The following is a 20,986-nucleotide window of genomic DNA, read 5'->3' as shown; positions in this document are numbered from 1 at the left end:
TCGTACGACGGACCGTCAGTTACGTAGAACCACGGCAGTTTCCACCCATTCACTCCACGGGGAGGCGTAATGCACATCAGGGGCGATCACGCCGAGCTGGTCGTCGGGGGCCGCCTCGACGTCCGCACCGCGGCGGACGCCCGCAAGGTCCTGCACAGCGCGGTGGACGGCGGCCACGGCGACCTCGTGCTCGACCTGACCGAACTCGACTCGTGGGACGCGACGGGCCTGGGGGTCATCATGGGGGCGCACCGTCGCTGCGGCCGGGCGGACCGGCGCCTCGTCCTGCGGGGCGTGCCCGCGCAGATGCAGCGCCTGCTGGTCGCCACGAGGCTGCACCGCATCCTGGTCATCGAGGGGGGAATCGCGGCAGAAGCACTGCCGCGGACCTAGGGCACCGACCGGGCGCGCCGCCACGGAAGCGGCAACCCCGGACAGATTCGGACGCAAGGGCGGCATGGCCGCCCTGGGCTTCGCACATACTGTGGGAAGGTTTAGGGTTCGGTTCCGGCGTGCCTCAACCCCGTACGCCGAGGAGGGGAGCCGGACCGGTCCAACGGCGGAACCGCGGGCCCGGTGGGGCCCCGCTGCGACGCACATGGGGGGCGGAGACTAATGGACCCACACGGACCCGACATGACCGGTGACGAGTACGGCGCACTACAGGACTCCACGAGCCCGGCCGAGCTGCCGCCCGCCGTCGGCGCGGAGGACGGCACCCTGCCGGTCCTGCGCCCCGGCCGGCCGCCGCGCGAACCGCTCGCCCTCGAGGTCGGGGCGGGCACGGCGGACGGCGACGCGCCACGCGTCGTCGAACTCGTCGTGGGCGACTGCAGGCTGACCCTCAATCCTGTCGACGGCAGCGAGGTCAGCTCCCTCGCCCCCGCCGACCTGCCCGCACCCGTGCGGCGTACGGCGGAGGGGCGCGCCGCGCTGACCGCCGCCGCCCGCCCGTCGGTGCCGCCGGGGCCGCGCGCTCCCGAGCTTCCGCTGCTGGAGCGGGAGGAGGAACGCGAGCGCCTGGTGCGGCTGCTCTCCCGGGGCCGCTCGGTGCGCGTCACCGGGCCCTCCGGCGCCGGCCGCAGCGTGCTGCTCGACGTCGTCGCCGAGGCCTGCGAGGACCTCGCCCCCGACGGCGTGATCCGGCTCTCCGGCTACCGGCGGACCCCCAGCGACCTGCTGCAGGAACTGTTCGGCACCGTCTACGACGCCGATGACCACCGCCCCGACCGCGGCCGGCTGCTGGAGCTGCTGCGCAACGTCGGCGCGGTCGTCGTCCTTGACGACCTGGAGTTCGGCGGCGCCTCCCTGGAGGAACTGCTCGCGGCGGCGCCCGAGTGCGCCTTCGTCCTGTCGGCCACGCCCGACGTGCCGGCCCCCGCCACCGACTCCCTGGTCGAGGAGGTCTTCCTCCCCGGACTGACCCGGGTCGCCTGCCTGGAGCTGCTGGAGCTCTCCGCCGGCCGTCCCCTGGAGGAGGACGAGACCGCCTGGGCGGCGGACCTCTGGTTCGAGTCCGAGGGTCTGCCGCTGCGCTTCGTCCAGGCCGGCGCGCTGCTGCGGCAGCGCGACGCCCTCGGGGCGGAGATCCTCGCGGCCGACGAGTCGGTGTGGGGTGACGTCGAGGCCGTCGACGGACTCCCCGTCGACGCGCCCTTCGGCGCCGACCCGGCCGCGTCGGCCTCGCACGTGCCGCTGCCCTCGCTCGCCGAGAGCGCCGCCCCGGCCGCCCTGCTCGCCTCCCGCCTCGGCGCCTCGGCCCAGGAGGCCCTGCGCTTCGCCGTGGCCCTGGGCGGCGAGTGCCCGCACCAGTCGCACCTTCCGGCACTCGTCGGCGAGACCCACGGCGACGCCGCGCTCGGCGAGATCGTGGCCGTCGGGCTCGCCGTGCCCGTCGCCGCGCACCACCGCCTCGCGGCGGGCGTGGCCCGGCAACTCGCCCTCGTGGACGGTCTCGCGGCCGGGGCCGCCGCCGAGGGCTCCCCGCAGGCGCTGGCCGCCGCGCAGCACTACGCCTGGTGGGCCGGGCACCCCTCGGTCACCCCGCGGCGCGTCGCCGCCGAGGCGGAGGCCATCCTGGCCGCCCTCGGCGCCGCGCGCGACGGCGGCCACGCCAGCGCCGCGGTGCTCCTGGCCCGTACGGTGGCGCCCGTCCTCGCCGCCGCCATGCACTGGAGCGCCTGGGAGCGTGCGCTGCGCGTCGGCCAGGAGGCCGCCCGGCTCGCCGGGGAGGTGGCCGAGGAGGCGTACTTCCTCCATGAACTCGGCGTCCTGGCGCTGTGCACGGGCAACCTGGACCGGGCCCGCAGCGAACTGGAGGCCTCGATAGCCCTGCGCGGCGCCCTGGCGGACCGCCAGGGCACCACGGTGGGGCGGCGGACCCTCGCGCTCGTCGTGGACCGGGAGGGCGGTCCTGTGCCCGGCACGGGCCTCGCCGGCGTCGAGACGCCGGCGACGGGCACCGACATGTCCGAGGCGCCGACGACGATCATCGGCAAGGGCCTGGCCGCGGCGGCCACCGCCCCGCGCCGCGTCCTGACCGGCTCGCGCCGCAACCTCGTCGCCGCCGGTGCGGGGGCCCTGCTGGCCGCCGTGCTCGGCACCGTCGTCACCCTCGGCACGACGGCCTCCGGGGGCGACCAGAACACCCCCATGAACGTGAAGCCGGTCGAGACCGCACAGGAGGACAACGCGGACGACGGCCTCCCGGCCGAGGACATCCCGAGCCCCGGCTCCAGCCAGCGCCCCCGGCCCTCCGCGAGCGGCAGCGACACCGCGACCGCACCGGCGGCCGGCACCGGCGGTGCCGGGTCCGTGTCCGGTGGCGGCTCCGGCGGCACCGACGGCGGGGACGGCGGCGGCTCCTCGACGGGCGGCGGCGCGGCCGGCGGCGGCGGGTCCGGCGGTGGGTCGCACGGCGGTGGCACGGGCGGCAACCAGACCGGGGGAGGGAACACGGGCGGCAGCCACTCCGGCGGCTCGGGCGACCCGACCGACGGCGGCTCGACGGACGGCGGTTCGACCGGAAGCCCGTCCACGTCGCCCTCGGGCTCGGGCACTCCCACCGATCCCACCCCGACCGAGACCGGAACGGACGGCGGTACCGACGACGGCGGCACCACGGCCAGCGCGAGCGCTCCCGACGGTTCCGCGACCGGCACCGATCTGCCCGGCGTCCCGGACGCCTCCGGCACGATCGCCTGACGAGGCGCGGCCCGTCGGCTGGTGCCCGGTGCGCCCGCCCGGGCCGCGCGCCGTCCTCGCCCCACCGTCCGGCGGGGCGAGGACGGCGTCCGTCAGAAGAGGCGGAGCTTGTCGTCCTCGATGCCGCGCAGCGCGTCGTAGTCGAGGACGACGCAGTCGATGCCGCGGTCCGTGGCGAGGACCCGCGCCTGCGGCTTGATCTCCTGGGCCGCGAAGACGCCCTTCACGGGCGCCAGCAGGGGGTCCCGGTTGAGGAGTTCGAGGTAGCGGGTGAGCTGCTCGACGCCGTCGATCTCGCCGCGGCGCTTGATCTCGATCGCGACGGTCGTGCCGGACGCGTCCCGGCACAGGATGTCCACCGGGCCGATGGCGGTCGGGTACTCGCGGCGTACCAGGCTCCACCCCTCGCCGAGCACCTCCATGCGGTCGGCCAGCAACTCCTGGAGGTGGGCCTCGACGCCGTCCTTGATCAGGCCGGGGTCGACGCCGAGTTCGTGGGTGGAGTCGTGCAGCACTTCCTCGATGGTGATGATCAGCTGCTCGCCGGCCTTGTTGGTGACCGTCCAGACCCCGTCCTCGCCCTCCTTGAGCGTGCAGGGCGGCGACATCCAGTTCAGCGGCTTGTAGGCACGGTCGTCGGCGTGGACGGAGACACTGCCGTCGGCCTTGACCAGGAGCAGCCTGGTCGCCGACGGCAGATGGGCGGAGAGCCGGCCCGCGTAGTCCACGGAGCAACGGGCGATGACGAGACGCATGGTCGGCAACGTTACTCGCTACCGGGCGCGGTCGGAAAATGGCCTGTTGTGAGCGCTCCCGCCTAGTGTCGTGGGACCTCTCCGCCTACGGTTGTGGGTGGAGGCCGTCGCGCGGGAGAACTCTGGGCGGCTTCTCTCCGTAGTCCGTCTGACTCCTCGGACAGAGGGGTCACGAGAGGAGTACTCATGTCGCTCGACGTCTCACCGGCCCTCCTCGAACAGGCCGAGCGAGGCGAGGTCGACGAACGGGAGTTCGTCGACTGCGTCCGGACTTCCCTGCCTTACGCATGGGACATGATCAGCTCTCTGGCGGCACAACTCAAGGTGGACGGCGGCCAGTTCGCCGACAACCAGGTACCCCCGCCGGACGAGCACGCGCGCGGTCAGCTGCTCCGCGCCCTGGCGAGTGACGCGATACGGGGGGCCCTGCAGCGGCACTTCGGGGTCCGGCTGGCGTTCCAGAACTGCCACCGGGTCGCGGTGTTCCCGCTGGACCCGGCGGTCGACGAGCGTTACGCCACCTTCACCTCCGTACGCGCACAGCTGCTGAACCAGTCCCCGGAGCTGCGGGACTGCTGAACCGGGCAGGGTGCTCCCGCCGTTGGTCGCACCACTGCTCTTTGATGTTTCAATCAGGCCAATTGCGGGAGCACTTCGCCGCCGAGCCGCGCCACGTTCTCCTCGGTGGCCGCGAGATCGCCGGAGCCCTCGACGAGCAGGGCGAAGCGGCGGATGCCGGTCCGCTCGGCGGTGGCGGCCAGACGGTCGGCGCACAGCGCCGGCGGGCCCACCGGGTGGAGATCGCAGAGGAGTTCGGTGTAGGCGAGCGGATCGCGCATCGTCCGGGGCCGGCCGTCGACCGTGCGGTGCGCGGCGAGGCCCCGCTGGAGCCAGCCGGGCATCGCCTTGGTGAGGGTCTCCACGGCGTCCGCGCGGCGGTCCGCGATCTGCACGACGCCCGCCGAGACGTGTTCCGCGGCGGCCACCATTTCGGGTGAAAGCCCCGCATCGCGCGCCTCCGCCTGCCACATTGCGACCATGGCAGTTTTGTCCTCGTCGCCGCAGTGCATGCCGAGCAGCATCGGCAGACCCCTGCGCGCCGCGAGCCGGACGCTGCCCGGCGAGGTGCAGGCGACGACGACCGGCGGCCCGCCGGGCGCCTCGAACTCGTCCGCCCGCGGCACGACATCGACCTCGCGGAAGGCGAATCGTTCACCCGAGGCCCCCACGCGGGGCTCGCGCAGCCAACGCAGCAGCAGGTCCAGCGACTCGGGGAAACCGCTCTCGAAGGCGGCGAGTCCGGCGCCGAAGACCTCCAGGTCCACCCAGGGACCGCCGCGGCCCACGCCCAGCGTGAAACGGCCGCCCGAGGTGATGTGCAGCAGCGCCGCCTGCTCCCCGAGCGCCACGGGATGCGCGGTCGGCAGCACGCTCACGGCCGTCCCGATCCCGATCCGGCGCGTCCTGCCCAGCAGCAGCGCGGCGAGCGTCACGGCCGACGGGCACACGCCGTACGGCACGAAGTGGTGCTCCGCCAGCCATACGGAGTCCAGCCCGGCCTTCTCCGCCGCCTCCGCGGTCCGCACCGCGCGGTGCAGTGCCTCCCCCGGTCCCTGCCCCGGGAACTGGGCGGCGAGGACGAAAGTACCGACACGCATCGTGCTTCACACCTTCCTCGGTGGCCGACACGGCTCCCCTACCGGCATTAACGCCTGACACGTGCCAAAGGCACGGCCCGGCCGCCGCGATTTCATGATTTTCCAGATGATGGCCGGAATGGGGGATGTCCGATCGGGTACCCGGCACGGTGCGCGCTACGCGTACGCTGGGAAGCGGTCCGAGTCCCCCGAACGCATGAGGTGTGTGCCCGTGTCCCCGCGCCGAAACCGCCCGCGAGGCGCCGCCGGCAGAGCCGAGGAGCCTCCCGAGGCCGGACCGGGCCGCGGTCCGGAGCGCGTGGAGAGCTGGCAGGGCGAGCAGTGGAGCGTCCGCCAACTGGCCGGGAGCACGGGCGGCAAGCACTACCGCTGCCCCGGCTGCGACCAGGAGATCCCGCCGGGCGTGGGCCACTTGGTGGCCTGGCCCGAGTACGGCGGCGTGGAGGACCGGCGCCACTGGCACACCGCCTGCTGGAACGCGAGGGACCGCCGGGGCGCACGGCTCCAGCGGTCCCGCAACGCCCCCCGGTACTGAGCGGGGAGCGGAAGCCCGGTGACCCGGGTCAGACGTCGCGCTTGGCGAGCGCCGCGTAGGCGGCGGCCAGGGCGACGGCCGTGACGATCGCGAGCACGATCAACTGGCGTACGCCGTCGGCGTCCCCGTTCTCCAGCATCGGCATCTGGTAGAGCGACGCGATGGCGTTGGGGGAGGAGTACTCGATCAGCTTCTCCTGCACCGTGTGCAGGCCGTCCGACTGCATGAAGATCGCGATGATCAGCGGCAGCAGGACCACGCCCATCATCGTGGTGATCGCGCCGGCGGAGTGCCGCAGGAGCGCGCCCACGGCCAGCGACAGCAGCCCGAGCAGGGCCACGTAGAGGCCGACGCCGACGGTGGCGCCGAGCCATTGGCTGCCGCTGGCGGTGGTGAAGCCGTCCTCGACGACCAGCCGGGGGCCGAGGAAGGAACCCTCGCCCACCGGCTTGCCCCCGAAGGTGGCGTAGTTCATCAGCGCGGTGAGCGCGCAGGCCACGGTGGTGACGGTGAAGGTCAGCGCGAAGAAGACGATCGCCTTCGCGGCGAGCACCCGGCCGCGCTGCGGGCAGGCGGTCAGGGTCGTGCGGATCATGCCGGTGCCGTACTCGGAGCTGATCACCAGAACGCCGAGCGTCATGACGCAGAGCTGGCCGAGGAGCACCCCGAACAGGCCGAAGCCGAGCACCGGGTCGATGACGATGTCGGACGAGGACAGGCCGACGATCAGCAGGTTGATCCCGAGGATCAGCACCAGCATGACGCCGAGCGTCCAGATCGTGGAGCGCACCGTGCGGATCTTGGTCCACTCGGACCTCAGTGCGTGGCCGAGGTGGGTCCGCTCCACCGGGACGGCGGAGGAGAACTGCGGGGCCGGGATGTGGACGGGGGCGGTCATCGGGCGTCCTCGACGGGCTGGGTCGGCTGCGGGGCGGGCGGGGCGGGCGGCACGGCCGGCGCCGCGGGCACGGCGGGCGGCACGGCCACGGCCGGAGGCACGGACGCGCCGGGCGGAACCGGCGGCTGCGCGTAGGGGTTCGGAGTTGCGCCCGGTGTCGCGCCGGGACCGGGCGGCACCGGCGGTCCGTACGGCTGCACCGGGGGCTGCGGGTGCCCGTAGCCGTACCCGTACGGCGGCTGCGGGGGGACGGGCTGCGGGCCGGGCTGTGGCCACGGGCCCTGCGGCGGCACGCCCCAGCCACCGGGCACCGGCGCACCGGCGGGCTGTTGCAGGCCCTGCCGCGGGTCGGCCGTGGAGCGGTAGTCCACGGCGCCGTTGGTGAGGCGCATGTAGGCCTCCTCGAGCGAGGCCTGGTGGGGGGAGAGCTCCCACAGCCGCACCTCGGCCTCGTACGCGAGGTCGCTGATCCGCGGCAGTTCCAGACCGGTCACACGCAGTGCGCCGTCCTGCTCCTGCTGCACCTGCGCGCCCGCACCGGTCAGCGCCTTCGCCAGCTTCTCGCGGTCCGCGGCCACGTCCGGGGTGCGGACCATCGCGAAGCCGGTGGAGTTGCCGGCGATGAAGTCCTTGACGCTCGTGTCGGCGAGCAACTGCCCGCGGCCGATCACGATCAGGTGGTCGGCGGTCAGCGCCATCTCGCTCATCAGGTGCGAGGAGACGAAGACGGTACGGCCCTCCGAGGCCAGCTTGCGCATCAGGTGACGCACCCAGTGGATGCCCTCCGGGTCCAGCCCGTTGACCGGTTCGTCGAAGAGCAGCACCTCCGGGTCGCCCAGCAGCGCCGCGGCGATGCCGAGGCGCTGCCCCATGCCCAGGGAGAACCCCTTGGAGCGCCTGCCCGCGACGTCCTGAAGGCCCACGACGCCCAGCACCTCGTCCACCCGGCGGGCCGGGATCCCGGACAACTGGGCCAGGCACAGGAGGTGCTGGCGCGCGCTGCGCCCGCCGTGCACGGCCTTGGCGTCCAGCAGCGCGCCCACCCGGCGCGGGGCGTTGGGCAACTGGCGGAACGGCCGGCCGCCGATGGTCACCCGTCCCGCGGTCGGGGTGTCCAGGCCCAGGATCATCCGCATCGTGGTCGACTTCCCGGAGCCGTTGGGCCCCAGGAAGCCGGTCACCATGCCGGGCCGCACCTGGAACGACAGGTTGTGGACGGCCGTCTTGCTGCCGTAGGTCTTGGTGAGGCCGACTGCCTCGATCATGCTCCGCCCCTCGACGAACAGTCCGCGGGGCGGCGCTCGCCCCCGTGAGTATCAGGAGGCTAGCGGGGCGGGATCGGTTCCCGCCCCGTGAGGCCCGAAACGTCCCGCTGCGGTCAGGCGTCCCGCTTCTTCAGCAGCGCGTAGCCGCCGATCAGCGCGACGACCACCCACAGCGCCATGATGCCGAGTCCGCCCCACGCGCTGTACGGGGCGGGGTCGTCCGGGGCGATCGTGGCCCGCATGATCTTGCTGCCGGCCTGGTCCGGGAAGTACCGGGCCACCTCCTTGGCGCCCGGAACGGCCGAGAGGATCCCGGAGATCAGGAAGAAGAAGGGGATGAGGATGCCCAGCGAGACCAGCGGGCTGCGCAGCATCGTCGCGACGCCGACCGCGAAGAGCACCATCAGCGTCATGTAGAGGCCGGCCCCGAAGACCGCACGCAGCACACCGGGGTCGCTGATCGAGGTGGCGAGGTCACCGCCGAGGATGGCCTGGCCGATGAAGAAGGAGACGAAGCTGACGAGCACCCCGAGGACGAAGGTGATGCCGGCGGCGACGGCGACCTTGGAGAGGTAGAAGGTCGCGCGCTGCGGCACCGCCGAGAGCGAGGCCCGGATCATGCCCGTGCTGTACTCGCTGGAGATGATCAGCACGCCGAAGGTGATCAGCGCGAGCTGACCGAGGAAGAGACCGGACAGGCTCTGGCTGGTGGCGTCGAACTGGGCGCGCGCGCCCTCTTCGATGGTGTCCCACTGGGTACGGAAGAGCAGGCAGAACAGACCGCTGATGACGATGGTCAGGACGGCGGCCGACGCCAGCGTCCACACGGTCGACCGGACGGTCCTGACCTTGGTCCACTCCGACTGCAGAACAGCGGTGGTCGCTGCCATGTCAGGCTTCCTTTCCGGCGCTGGTGTTCCAGGCGGAGCCCCACTGGGGTGCGGGAGCGGCGGCCTCGCCGCCCTCCGCCGCGGGCCCACCGGCGTGGTACTCCACCGACTCGGCGGTGAGTTGCATGAAGGCCTGCTCCAGTGAGGCCTGCTGGGGGCTGAGCTCGTGCAGCACCAGCTGGTTGCGGGCGGCCAGTTCGCCGATCTTGGCGGATTCCGCACCCTCGATCTCGAAGGCGCCCTCGTCGCCGATCACGGCGGTGATCGACGCGGCGGCCAGCGCGTCCTTGAACTTCTCCGGTTCCGGGGTGCGGACGCGTACGTAGGAGCGGGAGTTCTCGGCGATGAAGTCCGCCATCGTCGTGTCCGCCATCAGCTTCCCGCGACCGATCACGATCAGGTGCTCGGCGGTCAGCGCCATCTCGCTCATGAGGTGGCTGGAGACGAAGATCGTGCGGCCCTGGGCGGCCAGCCCCTTCATCAGGTTGCGGATCCAGTGGATGCCCTCCGGGTCCAGTCCGTTGACCGGCTCGTCGAACATCAGGATCTCGGGGTCGCCGAGCAGCGCCGCGGCGATGCCGAGGCGCTGGCCCATGCCCAGGGAGAAGCCCTTGGAGCGCTTCTTGGCGACGGGGGCGAGACCGACGATCTCCAGCACCTCGTCGACCCGGCGGGCCGGGATGCGGTTGGACTGCGCCAGGCACAGCAGGTGGTTGTGGGCCGTGCGGCCACCGTGGATGGCCTTGGCCTCCAGCAACGCCCCGATGTGTTTCAGCGGTTCGTGGAGCTCGCGGTAGTGCTTGCCGTCGATGCGGATGCTGCCGCTGGTCGGATTGTCCAGGTCCAGCATCATGCGCATCGTCGTCGACTTCCCCGCCCCGTTGGGGCCGAGGAAGCCGGTGACCACCCCCGGCCGCACCGTGAAGGTGAGGTCGTCCACCGCGGTCTTGTCGCCGTACCGCTTGGTCAGCCCCTGCAGCTCGATCATGCCGCATACACTATTTGGCCGCGGCGCGCGATGCACGCGGAATTCCCGCCCCCGTTTGCGCTCCCCGGATGTGCGCGAGCCCCCCGCCTCCTCGGCGGGGGGCTCGCGCACGTCCGGGGCTCCGGCTCCGCGGTGCGTCAGCGCTGGGCCGGGACGCCGCGCGAGACGGGCTCGTCGTCGGCGGGGGCGCCGGCCGCGGCGACCGCCGCACCGGTCAGCGTGGCCAGCATCTCGCGGACGTTGGTCAGCTGGGCGTTGATGCTGTCGCGGCGGTTGGTGAGCGCCGCCAGCTCGCGCTCGGATTCGCTGCGGATGCGGTCCGCCTTGGCGTTCGCGTCGGCCACGATGTCCTCGGCCTGGCGCTGCGCGGTCTCCACCGTCTGGCGGGCGCGGCGCTCGGCGTCGGTGCGCAGCTTCTCGGCCTCCAGGCGGAGCTGCTCGGCGCGGTGCTCGATCTCGGCGAGGCGCTTCTCGGCCTTGGCCTGACGGGACGCCAGGTCGCGCTCGGACTGCTCACGGCGCTTGGCCAGGTTGGTCTCGAAGTCGGCCGCGGCCTGGGCCGCCTTGGCGCGGGTCTCCTCGAAGAGGGCGTCCGCCTCCTCACGCTTGGCCTGCGCGTCCTTCTGCGCGTCGGCGCGCAGCTGACCGGCCTCACCCTTGGCCTTCTCGACGATGCGCTCGCCCTCGTCCTCGGCCTTCGACTTCCGCTCGACGGCGTAGGACTCGGCGTCGTTGCGCACCTGGGTGGCGGCGGACTCGGCCAGTTCGCGGTGCTGCTCGGCGGCCCGGCGGGCCTCCTCGCGCAGGTCCTTCGCCTCCTCCTCGGCGAGGCGGAGGATCTTCTCGACGCGCGCGCCGAGACCGGCGTAGGACGGTTCGGCGTCGTTGACCTGGGCCTGCGCGTTCTGGGTCTCGAGGTGGAGCTCCTCGATGCGCTTCTCCAGCGCGTTGATCCGCGCCAGTGCGCTGTCACGGTCGGCGACGAGCTTGGTGATGCGGTCGTCCACCTGCCCGCGGTCGTATCCACGCCGCACGAGCTCGAAGCCGAAGGGGGAGGAAGTGTCGCTCATGGGGTTCCTGTCAATTCAGACCGGGTGGGGTGATAGGGGGAATCCTAGGGGCCCAAGCGGCGTGTCTTACAGTCACTGTCCAGTAACTGTGCACAATGACCGCTCAATCGAGTGGCGCATCGTCGGACCGCTTGCTCCCTGTCCGGGTCGTTCCGGCCGCTGCACCGGCAGTGACCGCGTTCTTACCGTTCTGTGTGGCGTTCTGACTGGTGCCCTTTCCACCGTCGACCGGCTGCTGGAATGACTCCAGTGCCTCGAGGACATCCTGCACGCGGGTGATCTCCGCGTTGATGTCCTGGCGGCGCCGGCTCAGCACCTCGAGCTCCTTCTTGCCCTCGGTCACGATGCGCTCGGCCTCGACGCGGGCCTCGCTCCGCACCCGTTCCGCCTCGCGCTCCGTGTCGTTCTTCTTCTGCTCGGCCCCCTTGAGCAGTTCCTCCGCCTTCTTCACCGCGGCGATGCGCACCTTGCTCGCCTCGGCGCTTGCGTTGGACCGCGTCTCCTCGGCCCTGGCCTCGGCGTCGGTGACCATCTCGCGGGCCTTCGTCTCCGCCTTCTCCAGCTGCTCCGTGGCGGCCTCGACCAGCTTGTCGACCCGCTCGCCGGCCGACTTCATCGTGGCGGCCGACTCGCTACGGGCCCGCTCGTGCAGCTCCTCGACCTCGGCCTCGACGCGCTGCCGCAGCTCCTGCGCGCGCTCGCGGATGGCGGTGGCGTCCCTGCGGGCCTCCTCCAGCAGGGTGTCGGCGTCCGTACGGGCGCGCTCCACCATGCCGTTGCTCTCCGCGGTGGCCTCGGCGACGATCCGGTCGGCCTCCTTGCGGGCCGCGCCGACCATCGTGTCGGCCTGCTCCTCCGCGGCCGTGCCGATCTTGAGGGCCTCGCTCTGCGCGCCGGAGACGAGCTCGTCCGCCTGCTCGGCGGCCTCGGCGCGGCGCTTGTTGGCGTCCTCGCGCGCCTCGTCGCGGATCCGGTCGGACTCCGCGCGGGCCGCCTCGGCGTCACGCTCGGCGGAGTCCAGGGCGTCCTTGGCCAGGATGCCGAGCCGCTCCGCCTCCGCCCGGGCCTTGGTGATCAGCTGGTCGGCCTGCTGGGCCGCCTCCGTACGGCGCTTGTTGGCCTCGTCGCGCGCCTCGTCCAGGATGCGGCGGGCCTCCGCCTCGGCGACGCCCAGCGACTCCTCGGCCGCGCGGCGGCGCTCCTCGGCGTCGCGCTCGGCGGAGTCCAGGGCGTCCTTGGCGAGGATGCCCAGCCGCTCGGCGTCGCGCTGGGCCTTGCCCACGGCCTCCTCGGCCCGGACGGCGGCGTCGGCACGGAGCCGGTCGGCCTCCTCGATGGCCTCGGTGAGCAGCCGGTCGGCCTGCTCGGCGGCATCCACCCGCTGGCGGTTGGCCTCCTCGCGGGTCTCCGCCCGCAGCCGGTCGGCCTCGTCGATCGCCTCGCCGACCGTGCGGTCGGCCAGCTGGCGGGCCTCCTCGGCCTCCTCCTGCGCCTCGCGGCGCATGCGCTGGGCGTCCTCGGTGGCGCGCTCCCGCTCGGCGTTGGCGTCCGAGTGCAGCCGGTCCGCGGCCTCCTGGGCCTCGGACCGCAGCCGCTCCGCCGCGTGCTCGGCCGCCGAGCGCAGCCCGGTGATCTCCTCCTCGGCCTGCTCGTGCAGCCCGTTGACCGAGTCCCGCACCTGCTGGGCGGTCTGCTCGGCCGCGCCGACCAGCTCGGCCGCGTGCCGCTCGGCCTCGGCGACCAGCCGCTCCGCCTCGGCGCCGGCCTCCTCCACCCGCTTGCGGGCGGCCGCCAGCAGCTCCTCGCCCTCGCGGCCGGCCTGCGCGCGCTCCTGCTCCGCCTCGCCGCGGGCCGCGCCCAGCAGCTCCTCGGCCTCCCGGCGCCGCCGCGTGGCCTCCTCCTGGGCGGCGGACAGCGCCTCGGCCGCCTCGGCCCGCAGTCGTCCCGCGGTCTCCTGGGCCTCGGCCCGGAGCCGGTCGGCGGTCTCCTGCGCCTCGGTGCGCAACTGCTCGGCCTCGGCCGCGGCGTCGCCCCGCAGGCGTACGGCGAGCTGCTCGGCCTCGGCCCGGGTCCGCGACGCGTCGGCGGCGGCCTCGTCGCGCAGCCGCGTGGTCTCCTGCTCGGCCTGCTCCTGCAGCCCGCGGACCCGCTCGGCGACCTCGGTACGCAGCGTGGCCGCCTCCTCGGCGGTCTCGCGGCGCAGCCGCTCCGCCTCGGTGCGGGCCTCGCGCAGCGCCTCCTCGGCCGCGTCGATGCGGCGCTCGGCCTCCTCGCGCAGCCGGACCAGATCCGCCTCGGCCTCGTCGCGCAGCCGCTGGGCGGCCCGCTCGGCCTCCTCGCGCAGCAGCAGCCCGGCGCCCTCGGCGTCCTCCTTGACCTGCTCCGCCTGCTGCTCGGCCTCGGCACGGACCTGCTCGGCCTCGCCGCGGGCCCGCTCCAGCAGCTCGTCGGCCTGCTTGCGCAGGCCCGCGGCGCGCTCGATCGCCTCGGTGCGGACCTTCTCGGAGTCGGTGGTGGCCTTCTGCCGGTGCTCCGCGGCGTCGGCCTTCGCCTTGGTCAGCAGCTCCTCGGCGGACCGGGCCGCCTCCTCGATCTGCTGGACCGCCTCGCGCCGTGCCTCGCCGCGGATGCGCTCGCCCTCGGCGACCGCCTCGGCGCGCAGCTGCTCGGCCTCGCCCCGCAGCCTGCGGGCCTCCTCCTGCAGCTCGACCGTCTTGGCGCGGTACTCCTTGGTGTCGTCCTTGGCGGTGCCGAGCAGCTCCTCGGCCGACTCCTCGGCCTGGCCGCGCAGCCGGTCCGCCTCGGTCTCCGCCTCGCGGCGGATGCGCTCGGCCTCCTCGCTCGCCGCGCGGGTGGTGGCCCGGGCGTCCTCGGTGGCCTTGTTGAGGACCTCCTCGGCGGTGCGGGCCGCCTTGGCCAGCGCCGCCGCCGCGTCCTCGGCCGCCTCGGACTTGGCGGTCTCCTGCGCCTGGCTGCGCAGCCGCTCGGCCTCGGTGTTGGCGTCGGCGAGGATCTGCTCGGCCTCGGCCTTGGCGGTCTCCGCCTCCTTGGTCGCCTCGGCGACCAGCCGGGCCACCTCGGCCCTGGCCGTACGGGTGCGCTGCTCGTTGTCGGCGTCGACCGTGGCCAGCCGCTTGGCGGCGTTGGCCGAGGCCTCCTCGCGGAGCCGGTCGGCCTCGCTCTGCGCCTCGCGCAGCTTGTCCTCGGCCTCGCGCAGTTTCTCCTCGGCGGAACGGGACAGCTCGCCGGCCTGGGTGCGGGCGTTGTCCGCGTCGCTCTGTGTGGAGGCACGCAGCTGCTCGGCCTGGGTGGTGGCCTCCTGGGCCTGGCTGGCCGCGGCGTTCAGCAGCCGCTCGGCGTCCGCCCGGGCCCGGCGCAGCAGTTGCTCGGCCTCGGCGCGGGCGGCCGTGGAGTCGGCCTCCAGCCGGTCGCGGGCGCCCTCGGCGATCCGCTGCGCCTCGGTGCGGGCGGCGGCCAGCGCGGCCTCCGACTCGGCGCGGGTCTCCTCCATGAGCCGGCGGGCCTGCGACTCGGCGCGGGCGCGCAACTGCTCGGCCCAGGCCACGTTCTCGTTGACGTGGCTCTCGACGTTGGTGCGGCGCTCGGCCAGCTCCTCGTCCAGCCGGCGGCGCCGGGCGACGGCCTCGGCGTGCCACTCGGCCTCGACGCGCGCCTGGTGCTCCGCCTGCTCCTGGAGGAGCCGCTGGGTGGCCGCACGGGCCTCGCGCAGCTCCCGCTCGGCGTCGGCGCGCAGCTGGTCGGCCTGGATCTGCGCGTTGCGCAGCAACTGGTCGGCCTGATGGCCGAGGTTGTCGTAGGCAGGGCGAGTCGCGAGGTTGCGGCGCGCCTCGTGCAGCTTGGCGCGCAGCACCTCGACCTGGTAGCCGAGGTCTTCGGCATGCTGGACGACCTTGTCCCGCTCCTTACGAAGCCGCTCCATCTCGGCCTCGAACTGCGAGAGGTGGTCGTCCTCAACCTCGTAGCGGTCGTAGCCCCGCACTCCGCGGTCCCATCCGTCTCCTGGTGTACCCACCCGCCAACCGAGTGAGATTCCCCGGGGCCCCGTTCACCGCGGAGCCTTACGGAGAATTGTGTCCGATCCCACGCCGAGGCGCGGGCAGGTACCCCAGCCCACCCCGGGGTCGCCAGGCCACTCTACCGGGGCGAGTCGTCTCCGGTCAGTGGTCCTTGGCCGAGGTGACGAGCTCGGTCAGCACACCGTGGCAGTCCTTGGGGTGCAGGAAGGTGATCCGCGACCCCATGGAACCCTTGCGCGGGCTGTCGTAGAGCACCCGCACGCCCTTGTCGCGGACGGCGGCCGCGTCCGCGTCGACGTCCTCGGTGCCGAAGGCGATGTGGTGCACCCCCTCCCCGTTCTTGGCCAGCCACTTGGCCACCGTGGAGTCCTCGCGGGTGGGCTCCAGGAGCTGGAGGTAGGAGGCCCCGCCGTCGGAGGTCTCGTTGATCTTGAGCATCGCCTCGCGCACGCCCTGTTCCTCGTTCACCTCGGTGTGGAACACCTCGAAGCCGTAGGTGGCACGGTAGAACTCGACGGTCTTGTCGAGGTCGAAGCAGGCGATGCCGATGTGGTCGATTCGCGTCAGCATGACTCCAGTGGACCGCCGGACGGCATGGTCACGCAACGTGCGCGCGATCACACCGTCTGCCGGGTGACCGCCGGCCGCACCCCTCAGTACATTGACAGCACCCTCGAAAACCATCGTTAACATTCCCTCCGTGCAAAGGGGCCGCGTCATGACCAGCCAGGCACGAACGTCCGTGATCGTCGCGGGTGCGCGCACCCCCATGGGCCGGCTGCTCGGCTCGCTGCGCACCTTCTCCGGCGCCGAACTCGGCGCCGTCGCCATCAAGGCCGCGCTGGACCGGGCCGGCATCGGCGGCGACCAGGTGCAGTACGTGATCATGGGCCAGGTGCTCCAGGCGGGTGCCGGGCAGATCCCCGCCCGCCAGGCCGCGGTCAAGGCCGGCATCCCGATGAGCGTCCCGGCGCTGACGATCAACAAGGTCTGCCTGTCCGGCCTGGACGCCATCGCGCTGGCCGACCAGTTGATCCGGGCGGGTGAGTTCGACGTCGTCGTGGCCGGCGGCCAGGAGTCGATGACCAACGCCCCGCACCTGCTGCCGAAGTCCCGCGAGGGCTTCAAGTACGGTGCCGTCCAGATGCTGGACGCCATGGCGCACGACGGCCTCACCGACGCCTTCGAGGACATCGCGATGGGCGAGTCGACCGAGAAGCACAACACGCGCCTGGGCATCGGCCGCGCCGAGCAGGACGAGATCGCCGCGCTCTCCCACCAGCGGGCCGCCGCCGCGCAGAAGAACGGCCTGTTCGAGGCGGAGATCACCCCGGTGGAGATCCCGCAGCGCAAGGGCGAGCCGGTGGTCTTCGCCAAGGACGAGGGCATCCGCGCCGAGACCACGGTCGAGTCGCTGGCCAAGCTGCGCCCCGCCTTCAGCAGGGACGGCACGATCACCGCGGGCACCTCCTCGCAGATCTCCGACGGCGCCGCCGCGGTGGTCGTGATGAGCAAGGAGAAGGCCGAGGAACTGGGCCTGGAGTGGATCGCCGAGATCGGCGCCCACGGAAACGTGGCCGGCCCGGACAACTCGCTGCAGTCGCAGCCGTCCAACGCCATCGCGCACGCCCTGAAGAAGGACGGGCTGTCCGTGGGCGACCTGGACCTCATCGAGATCAACGAGGCCTTCGCCGCGGTCTCCGTGCAGTCCATGAAGGACCTGGGCGTGACACCTGAAAAGGTGAACGTCAACGGCGGTGCCATCGCCCTCGGTCACCCGATCGGCATGTCCGGCGCCCGCATCGTCCTGCACCTGGCCCTTGAGCTCAAGCGCCGCGGCGGCGGCGTGGGCGCGGCGGCCCTGTGCGGCGGCGGCGGCCAGGGCGACGCCCTGATCATCCGCGTGCCGGGCAAGTAGCCGCACACCGACAAGCAACGGAACGAATGGCGAGTGAGCCGAAGGGGAGCGGCCGGTGTCGAAAGGGAGAGCGCGCGGAGCCTGCGAGGAACGAGCAGGCGAGCACGGTCGACCGTCGACACCGGCTGAGCGAACCGGAGGCGAGCCGAGCCCGAGGAATGAGGAGTCATGGACGTCCCCACCCTGGTGGAGCAGGCGCGGCAGGGCCGCCCGCGGGCGGTCGCCCGGCTGATCTCACTGGTGGAGGGGGCGTCCCCGCAGCTCCGGGAGGTGATGGCCGCCCTCGCGCCGCTGACCGGCGGCGCGTACGTGGTCGGCCTGACCGGCTCGCCGGGGGTCGGCAAGTCGACGTCGACGTCCGCGCTGGTCGCCGCCTACCGGCGGGCCGGCAAGCGGGTCGGCGTACTGGCCGTGGACCCCTCCTCGCCGTTCAGCGGGGGCGCGCTGCTCGGTGACCGGGTCCGGATGAGCGACCACGCCTCCGACCCCGGTGTCTACATCCGCTCCATGGCCACCCGTGGCCACCTGGGCGGTCTGGCCTGGGCCGCGCCGCAGGCCATCCGGGTGCTCGACGCGGCCGGCTGCGACGTGGTGCTGGTGGAGACCGTCGGCGTCGGCCAGTCCGAGGTGGAGATCGCCGCTCAGGCCGACACCTCCGTGGTGCTGCTGGCCCCGGGCATGGGCGACGGCATCCAGGCGGCGAAGGCGGGCATCCTGGAGATCGGCGACGTGTACGTCGTCAACAAGGCCGACCGGGACGGCGCCGACGCGACCGCCCGCGAGCTCAACCACATGCTGGGCCTGGGCGAGTCCCGCCTGCCGGGCGACTGGCGCCCCCCGATCGTCAAGACGGTCGCCGCACGCGGCGAGGGCGTCGACGAGGTGGTCGAGGCGCTGGAGAAGCACCGCGCCTGGATGGAGGAGCACGGCGTGCTCGCGGAGCGCCGGCTGCGCCGCGCGGCCCTGGAGGTCGAGCACATCGCCGTCACCACCCTGCGCGAGCGCATCGGCGACCTGCACGGCGACCGCCGCCTCGGCGCGCTCGCCGAACGCATCGTCGCCGGCGGGCTGGACCCGTACGCCGCCGCCGACGAGCTCGTCGCGGGCCTCACCGAGCAGGCCTGAGGCCCGCGCCGGCCGGCGCGGGCCGGCGGACGGCGTCAGGCCCTGCCGCGTACCGCGCGCAGATGGTCCGCGACCGGGTCGAGGGCCCTGCGCAGGGCCGCCAGGTCCGCGGCGGGGAGCAGGTCGATGAAGTGCTCCCGTACGGCTCCGACGTGGTGCGGGGCGACCTTGCGCATGGTCTCCCAGCCGTCATCGGTGAGGACGGCGTACAGCCCGCGCCGGTCGGACTCGCAGTTCTCGCGGCGGACCAGGCCCGCGGTCTCCATGCGGCTGATCTGGTGGGACAGCCGGCTCTTGGACTGCAGGGTGGCGCGGGCCAGGTCGCTCATCCGCATGCGGCGCTCGGGCGACTCCGAGAGGTTCACCAGGATCTCGTAGTCGTTGTAGGTCAGACCGTACGGCTGCAGGTCCCGTTCGAGCTGGTGCGTCAGCAACTTGCTGACCTCCAGGTGGATGCGCCAGGTGCGCTGCTCGTCGGCGGTCAGCCAAAGGGTGCCGGTCTCTGTCTCCATGATGGAATTATACCCAGAAAGTTGAAATCCGGATTATTCGGGGTCCCGATACGTGTCGGTAGGGTCACAGACCGAAGCGGCGCTGCAGGTCCCCGAGCTGACCCGGGAGCCTCGGCACGCCCTGCGGCATGCCCGGGGCGCCCGCCCCGCCGCCCGGGACGCCCGCCTCGTGCGGCACCGCGCCGGTGGCCTGTTCGGGCATGAGGACCTCGCTCGACTGGAGCAGCACCTGCCCCGCGCCGACGAACTCGAACTGGTGCTCCTCGCCCGAGGTGCCGCCGACGCCGGTCAGCGCCCGCAGCCCGCCCAGGACGCCGCGCATGTACCCGTGGTCGTAGTGGTGGCAGGGGGACGGGCAGTCCGCCCAGCCCACCAGGGCCTGCGGGTCGACGCGCACCGGCGGTTCGACGAAGTGCACCGCGCCGTTGGAGGCCGCCACGAACTTCCCGGTGCCGATCAGGGTCAGGAAGCCCGGGATGATCGACTGCTTGAGCGCCAGCCCCGGCTGGAAGGCCAGCAGGTTCCCCGACCGGATGGTGAGGTTGCCGTCCTCCAGGTCGTAGGAGTTCACGTCGAAGGCGCGGTCGGCGAGGATCATCTTGCCCTGGCCCTCGGCGACCACCCAGTCCGCGGCGTGCAGCGGGGAGTGGAAGTTGGCGCGGATCAGCCCGTCGAGCGCGCCGTGGCCGATGCCGTGGAAGCTGATCTGCCCGTAGTAGGCGATCATCTTCCCCTTCTGCAGGAACCACTGGCCCTTCAGGTCGACGCTGAAGGCGTACGGGTTGACGTTGTCGTCGACCGGCAGCGTGTAGGGGTCGTGGACGACCGGTCCGTTGGGGGTCACAGCTTCTCCTCGCTCGCCTGTACGTAGACCGTGCCGTGCCCCGACAGCTCCAGCTGGAACGCCTCGCCGGAGCCGCGGCCCACCATGTCGCGCCAGCCGAGCGCGGTGGACAGCTTGTTGCGTACGTCACCGCGGTGGGCGACGTACGCCTGGGGGTCGACGTGCACCGGGCGCTGCGGGGTGATCGGCAGCTCGATGACGCCGCCGTGCGCCATCACCGCGACCGCGCCCTGCCCCTGCAGGGTCGTCGTGAACAGCCCCTGGCCGGTGACCTGGCCGCGGATGACGCCCATCACGCCGCCCTGGGACCCCATGAACATCGTGCCCTGCCGCAGCGAGCCGTCGAAGGCCAGCAGCCGGTCCGCCTCGACGTACAGGGTGTCGCCGGTCAGGTCCACGCAGTGGACGTGGTGGCCGCCGTGCCCGAACATCACCGAGCCGTGGCCCTCGACGGTCATCAGCGGGGTCGCCTCGTTGGCGAGCCGGCGGCCGATCATCGAGCCGATGCCGCCCTGGCCGCCCTGCACGTTCGGCGTGAAGGTGACGTTGCCCCGGTAGGCCAGCATCGCGCCGCGCTGGCTGAACAGCCGTTGTCCCGGCAGCACCTGGGCCTCGACCATCTTCGAGTTGATGCGGGTGAACGGCATCAGACCTGCCCCCCGATGGTGTTGCGCTCGCTCGGCTGCACGTAGACCAGGCCGTCGCCCTCGAAGCGGATCTGGAAGGACTCGCCGCCCGACTCGCCGATCATCGTCCGCCAGCTGATGCCGGCCTGGAAGTGCTGCTGGAGGTTGCCGGTGTGCGCCACGTACGCGCCCGGGTCCACCTGGAGCGGCATCCCGGGGGCGACGCGGAGCACCACCGCCGGGCCGTCGGAGGTGATCGCCGCCTGGCCCATGCCCTCCACCGTGGTGGTGAACAGGCCGTTGCCCTGCGAGGCGCCGCGCAGCCCCGTGAAGGTGGTGCCGGTGCGCAGCGTCGCCTCGGTGGCCAGCAGGTTGCTGGCCTCGACGTAGAGCTTCTCGCCGTTCAGCCGTACGAGGTTGATCTCGCTCGCGCGGTCGGCGAAGAAGCAGGTGCCCTGCCCGCGTACCTCCATGACCTCCATCGACTCGCCGGTCAGCCGGCGGGTCACCATGCCGCGCAGACCCTCGCCGCCCCCGGACATCTTCTTGAAGCTCATCTGGCCGTCGTACGCGACCATCGAGCCGTTCTTCGCCTTCACGGCGTCGCCGGCCATGTCCACGGCGAGCACCTTGCTGCCCTGCAATCGAAACTGAGCCACGG

19 protein-coding genes are annotated in these 20,986 nt (G+C 72.9%); 6 read left to right on the top strand and 13 right to left on the bottom strand.

Features of this window, described 5'->3' with window-relative positions:
• The first annotated feature begins 69 nt into the window (after window positions 1-69).
• Together ACZ7MY_RS16655 and ACZ7MY_RS16650 are read left to right on the top strand one after the other, a co-directional pair.
• Window positions 70-393 (top strand): STAS domain-containing protein, encoded by a 324-nt coding sequence (locus ACZ7MY_RS16655; RefSeq protein ID WP_018563514.1) that lies wholly within the window; start codon window positions 70-72, stop codon window positions 391-393.
• A gap of 243 nt (window positions 394-636) precedes the next feature.
• Window positions 637-3,204 carry a P-loop NTPase family protein gene (locus ACZ7MY_RS16650; protein ID WP_499602465.1) on the top strand — a complete coding sequence of 856 codons (2,568 nt, stop codon included), beginning with the start codon at window positions 637-639 and terminating at the stop codon, window positions 3,202-3,204.
• Window positions 3,205-3,296: 92 nt separating this feature from the next.
• On the opposite strand, the gene nucS is transcribed toward ACZ7MY_RS16650, so the two are convergent.
• Window positions 3,297-3,959 carry an endonuclease NucS gene (nucS, locus tag ACZ7MY_RS16645; RefSeq protein ID WP_499602464.1) on the bottom strand — a complete coding sequence of 221 codons (663 nt, stop codon included), beginning with the start codon at window positions 3,957-3,959 and terminating at the stop codon, window positions 3,297-3,299.
• A 186-nt stretch (window positions 3,960-4,145) separates the two neighbouring features.
• Between nucS and ACZ7MY_RS16640 the strand changes: the two genes are divergently transcribed.
• Window positions 4,146-4,538 carry an SCO5389 family protein gene (locus tag ACZ7MY_RS16640; RefSeq protein WP_499602463.1) on the top strand — a complete coding sequence of 131 codons (393 nt, stop codon included), beginning with the start codon at window positions 4,146-4,148 and terminating at the stop codon, window positions 4,536-4,538.
• 53 nt (window positions 4,539-4,591) lie between these two features.
• On the opposite strand, the gene ACZ7MY_RS16635 is transcribed toward ACZ7MY_RS16640, so the two are convergent.
• Window positions 4,592-5,617, bottom strand: a complete 1,026-nt coding sequence (locus tag ACZ7MY_RS16635; protein ID WP_499602462.1) for an LLM class flavin-dependent oxidoreductase — start codon at window positions 5,615-5,617, stop codon at window positions 4,592-4,594.
• A gap of 211 nt (window positions 5,618-5,828) precedes the next feature.
• On the opposite strand from ACZ7MY_RS16635, the gene ACZ7MY_RS16630 reads away from it, so the two are divergent.
• Window positions 5,829-6,152, top strand: a complete 324-nt coding sequence (locus ACZ7MY_RS16630; protein WP_499602460.1) for an Rv1322 family protein — start codon at window positions 5,829-5,831, stop codon at window positions 6,150-6,152.
• Between the two features lie 28 nt (window positions 6,153-6,180).
• Here ACZ7MY_RS16630 and ACZ7MY_RS16625 read toward each other — a convergent pair whose 3' ends face one another.
• The 7 genes from ACZ7MY_RS16625 to mce form a co-directional block, all read right to left on the bottom strand.
• Window positions 6,181-7,050: an ABC transporter permease gene (locus tag ACZ7MY_RS16625; protein ID WP_499602459.1), complete on the bottom strand. Its 870-nt coding sequence runs from the start codon at window positions 7,048-7,050 to the stop codon at window positions 6,181-6,183.
• Complete coding sequence (locus tag ACZ7MY_RS16620; protein ID WP_499602458.1) at window positions 7,047-8,315, bottom strand: ABC transporter ATP-binding protein; 1,269 nt, start codon at window positions 8,313-8,315, stop codon at window positions 7,047-7,049. Before ACZ7MY_RS16620 ends, ACZ7MY_RS16625 begins: the two co-directional genes overlap by 4 nt.
• 113 nt (window positions 8,316-8,428) lie before the next feature.
• Complete coding sequence (locus ACZ7MY_RS16615) at window positions 8,429-9,205, bottom strand: ABC transporter permease (RefSeq protein WP_499602456.1); 777 nt, start codon at window positions 9,203-9,205, stop codon at window positions 8,429-8,431.
• Between the two features lies 1 nt (window position 9,206).
• Window positions 9,207-10,193 carry an ABC transporter ATP-binding protein gene (locus ACZ7MY_RS16610; RefSeq protein ID WP_499602455.1) on the bottom strand — a complete coding sequence of 329 codons (987 nt, stop codon included), beginning with the start codon at window positions 10,191-10,193 and terminating at the stop codon, window positions 9,207-9,209.
• A gap of 137 nt (window positions 10,194-10,330) precedes the next feature.
• Window positions 10,331-11,263 (bottom strand): cellulose-binding protein, encoded by a 933-nt coding sequence (locus ACZ7MY_RS16605; protein WP_499602454.1) that lies wholly within the window; start codon window positions 11,261-11,263, stop codon window positions 10,331-10,333.
• Between the two features lie 103 nt (window positions 11,264-11,366).
• Window positions 11,367-15,263, bottom strand: a complete 3,897-nt coding sequence (scy, locus tag ACZ7MY_RS16600) for a polarized growth protein Scy (protein WP_499602453.1) — start codon at window positions 15,261-15,263, stop codon at window positions 11,367-11,369.
• Window positions 15,264-15,441: 178 nt separating this feature from the next.
• The gene (gene mce / locus ACZ7MY_RS16595) at window positions 15,442-15,870 is read right to left on the bottom strand and encodes a methylmalonyl-CoA epimerase (RefSeq protein WP_499602451.1); all 429 of its coding nucleotides are present in this window, start codon (window positions 15,868-15,870) and stop codon (window positions 15,442-15,444) included.
• A gap of 172 nt (window positions 15,871-16,042) precedes the next feature.
• On the opposite strand from mce, the gene ACZ7MY_RS16590 reads away from it, so the two are divergent.
• Both ACZ7MY_RS16590 and meaB read left to right on the top strand, forming a co-directional pair.
• A complete protein-coding gene (locus tag ACZ7MY_RS16590; protein WP_499602755.1) occupies window positions 16,043-17,218 on the top strand; it encodes an acetyl-CoA C-acetyltransferase in 1,176 nt (391 codons plus the stop codon).
• Window positions 17,219-17,386: 168 nt separating this feature from the next.
• Window positions 17,387-18,343, top strand: coding sequence for a methylmalonyl Co-A mutase-associated GTPase MeaB (gene meaB / locus ACZ7MY_RS16585; RefSeq protein WP_499602449.1), 957 nt, complete (start codon window positions 17,387-17,389; stop codon window positions 18,341-18,343).
• Between the two features lie 35 nt (window positions 18,344-18,378).
• Here meaB and ACZ7MY_RS16580 read toward each other — a convergent pair whose 3' ends face one another.
• From ACZ7MY_RS16580 to ACZ7MY_RS16565, 4 genes are all read right to left on the bottom strand, one after another.
• Window positions 18,379-18,855, bottom strand: coding sequence for a MarR family winged helix-turn-helix transcriptional regulator (locus tag ACZ7MY_RS16580; protein WP_499602447.1), 477 nt, complete (start codon window positions 18,853-18,855; stop codon window positions 18,379-18,381).
• 64 nt (window positions 18,856-18,919) lie between these two features.
• Entirely contained in the window at window positions 18,920-19,699 is a 780-nt protein-coding gene (locus tag ACZ7MY_RS16575) for an AIM24 family protein (RefSeq protein ID WP_499602446.1), read from the bottom strand.
• Window positions 19,696-20,346: an AIM24 family protein gene (locus tag ACZ7MY_RS16570; protein WP_499602445.1), complete on the bottom strand. Its 651-nt coding sequence runs from the start codon at window positions 20,344-20,346 to the stop codon at window positions 19,696-19,698. The genes ACZ7MY_RS16575 and ACZ7MY_RS16570 overlap by 4 nt, the downstream gene beginning before the upstream one ends.
• Window positions 20,346-20,984 (bottom strand): AIM24 family protein, encoded by a 639-nt coding sequence (locus ACZ7MY_RS16565; RefSeq protein WP_499602443.1) that lies wholly within the window; start codon window positions 20,982-20,984, stop codon window positions 20,346-20,348. Before ACZ7MY_RS16565 ends, ACZ7MY_RS16570 begins: the two co-directional genes overlap by 1 nt.
• Window positions 20,985-20,986: the final 2 nt, after the last annotated feature.

Source organism: Streptomyces sp. NPDC111520 (assembly GCF_055635295.1).
The sequence above is the reverse complement of the archived record's forward strand: the minus strand, read 5'-3'. Positions and strand labels throughout refer to the sequence as shown.

Coding starts and splice junctions, on each gene's coding strand:
- ACZ7MY_RS16655 (WP_018563514.1), top strand. CDS start 70: ATGCACATCAGGGGCGATCACGCCGAGCTGGTCGTCGGGGGCCGCCTC.
- ACZ7MY_RS16650 (WP_499602465.1), top strand. CDS start 637: ATGACCGGTGACGAGTACGGCGCACTACAGGACTCCACGAGCCCGGCC.
- nucS (WP_499602464.1), bottom strand. CDS start 3,959: ATGCGTCTCGTCATCGCCCGTTGCTCCGTGGACTACGCGGGCCGGCTC.
- ACZ7MY_RS16640 (WP_499602463.1), top strand. CDS start 4,146: ATGTCGCTCGACGTCTCACCGGCCCTCCTCGAACAGGCCGAGCGAGGC.
- ACZ7MY_RS16635 (WP_499602462.1), bottom strand. CDS start 5,617: ATGCGTGTCGGTACTTTCGTCCTCGCCGCCCAGTTCCCGGGGCAGGGA.
- ACZ7MY_RS16625 (WP_499602459.1), bottom strand. CDS start 7,050: ATGACCGCCCCCGTCCACATCCCGGCCCCGCAGTTCTCCTCCGCCGTC.
- ACZ7MY_RS16620 (WP_499602458.1), bottom strand. CDS start 8,315: ATGATCGAGGCAGTCGGCCTCACCAAGACCTACGGCAGCAAGACGGCC.
- ACZ7MY_RS16615 (WP_499602456.1), bottom strand. CDS start 9,205: ATGGCAGCGACCACCGCTGTTCTGCAGTCGGAGTGGACCAAGGTCAGG.
- ACZ7MY_RS16610 (WP_499602455.1), bottom strand. CDS start 10,193: ATGATCGAGCTGCAGGGGCTGACCAAGCGGTACGGCGACAAGACCGCG.
- ACZ7MY_RS16605 (WP_499602454.1), bottom strand. CDS start 11,263: ATGAGCGACACTTCCTCCCCCTTCGGCTTCGAGCTCGTGCGGCGTGGA.
- mce (WP_499602451.1), bottom strand. CDS start 15,870: ATGCTGACGCGAATCGACCACATCGGCATCGCCTGCTTCGACCTCGAC.
- meaB (WP_499602449.1), top strand. CDS start 17,387: ATGGACGTCCCCACCCTGGTGGAGCAGGCGCGGCAGGGCCGCCCGCGG.
- ACZ7MY_RS16580 (WP_499602447.1), bottom strand. CDS start 18,855: ATGGAGACAGAGACCGGCACCCTTTGGCTGACCGCCGACGAGCAGCGC.
- ACZ7MY_RS16570 (WP_499602445.1), bottom strand. CDS start 20,346: ATGCCGTTCACCCGCATCAACTCGAAGATGGTCGAGGCCCAGGTGCTG.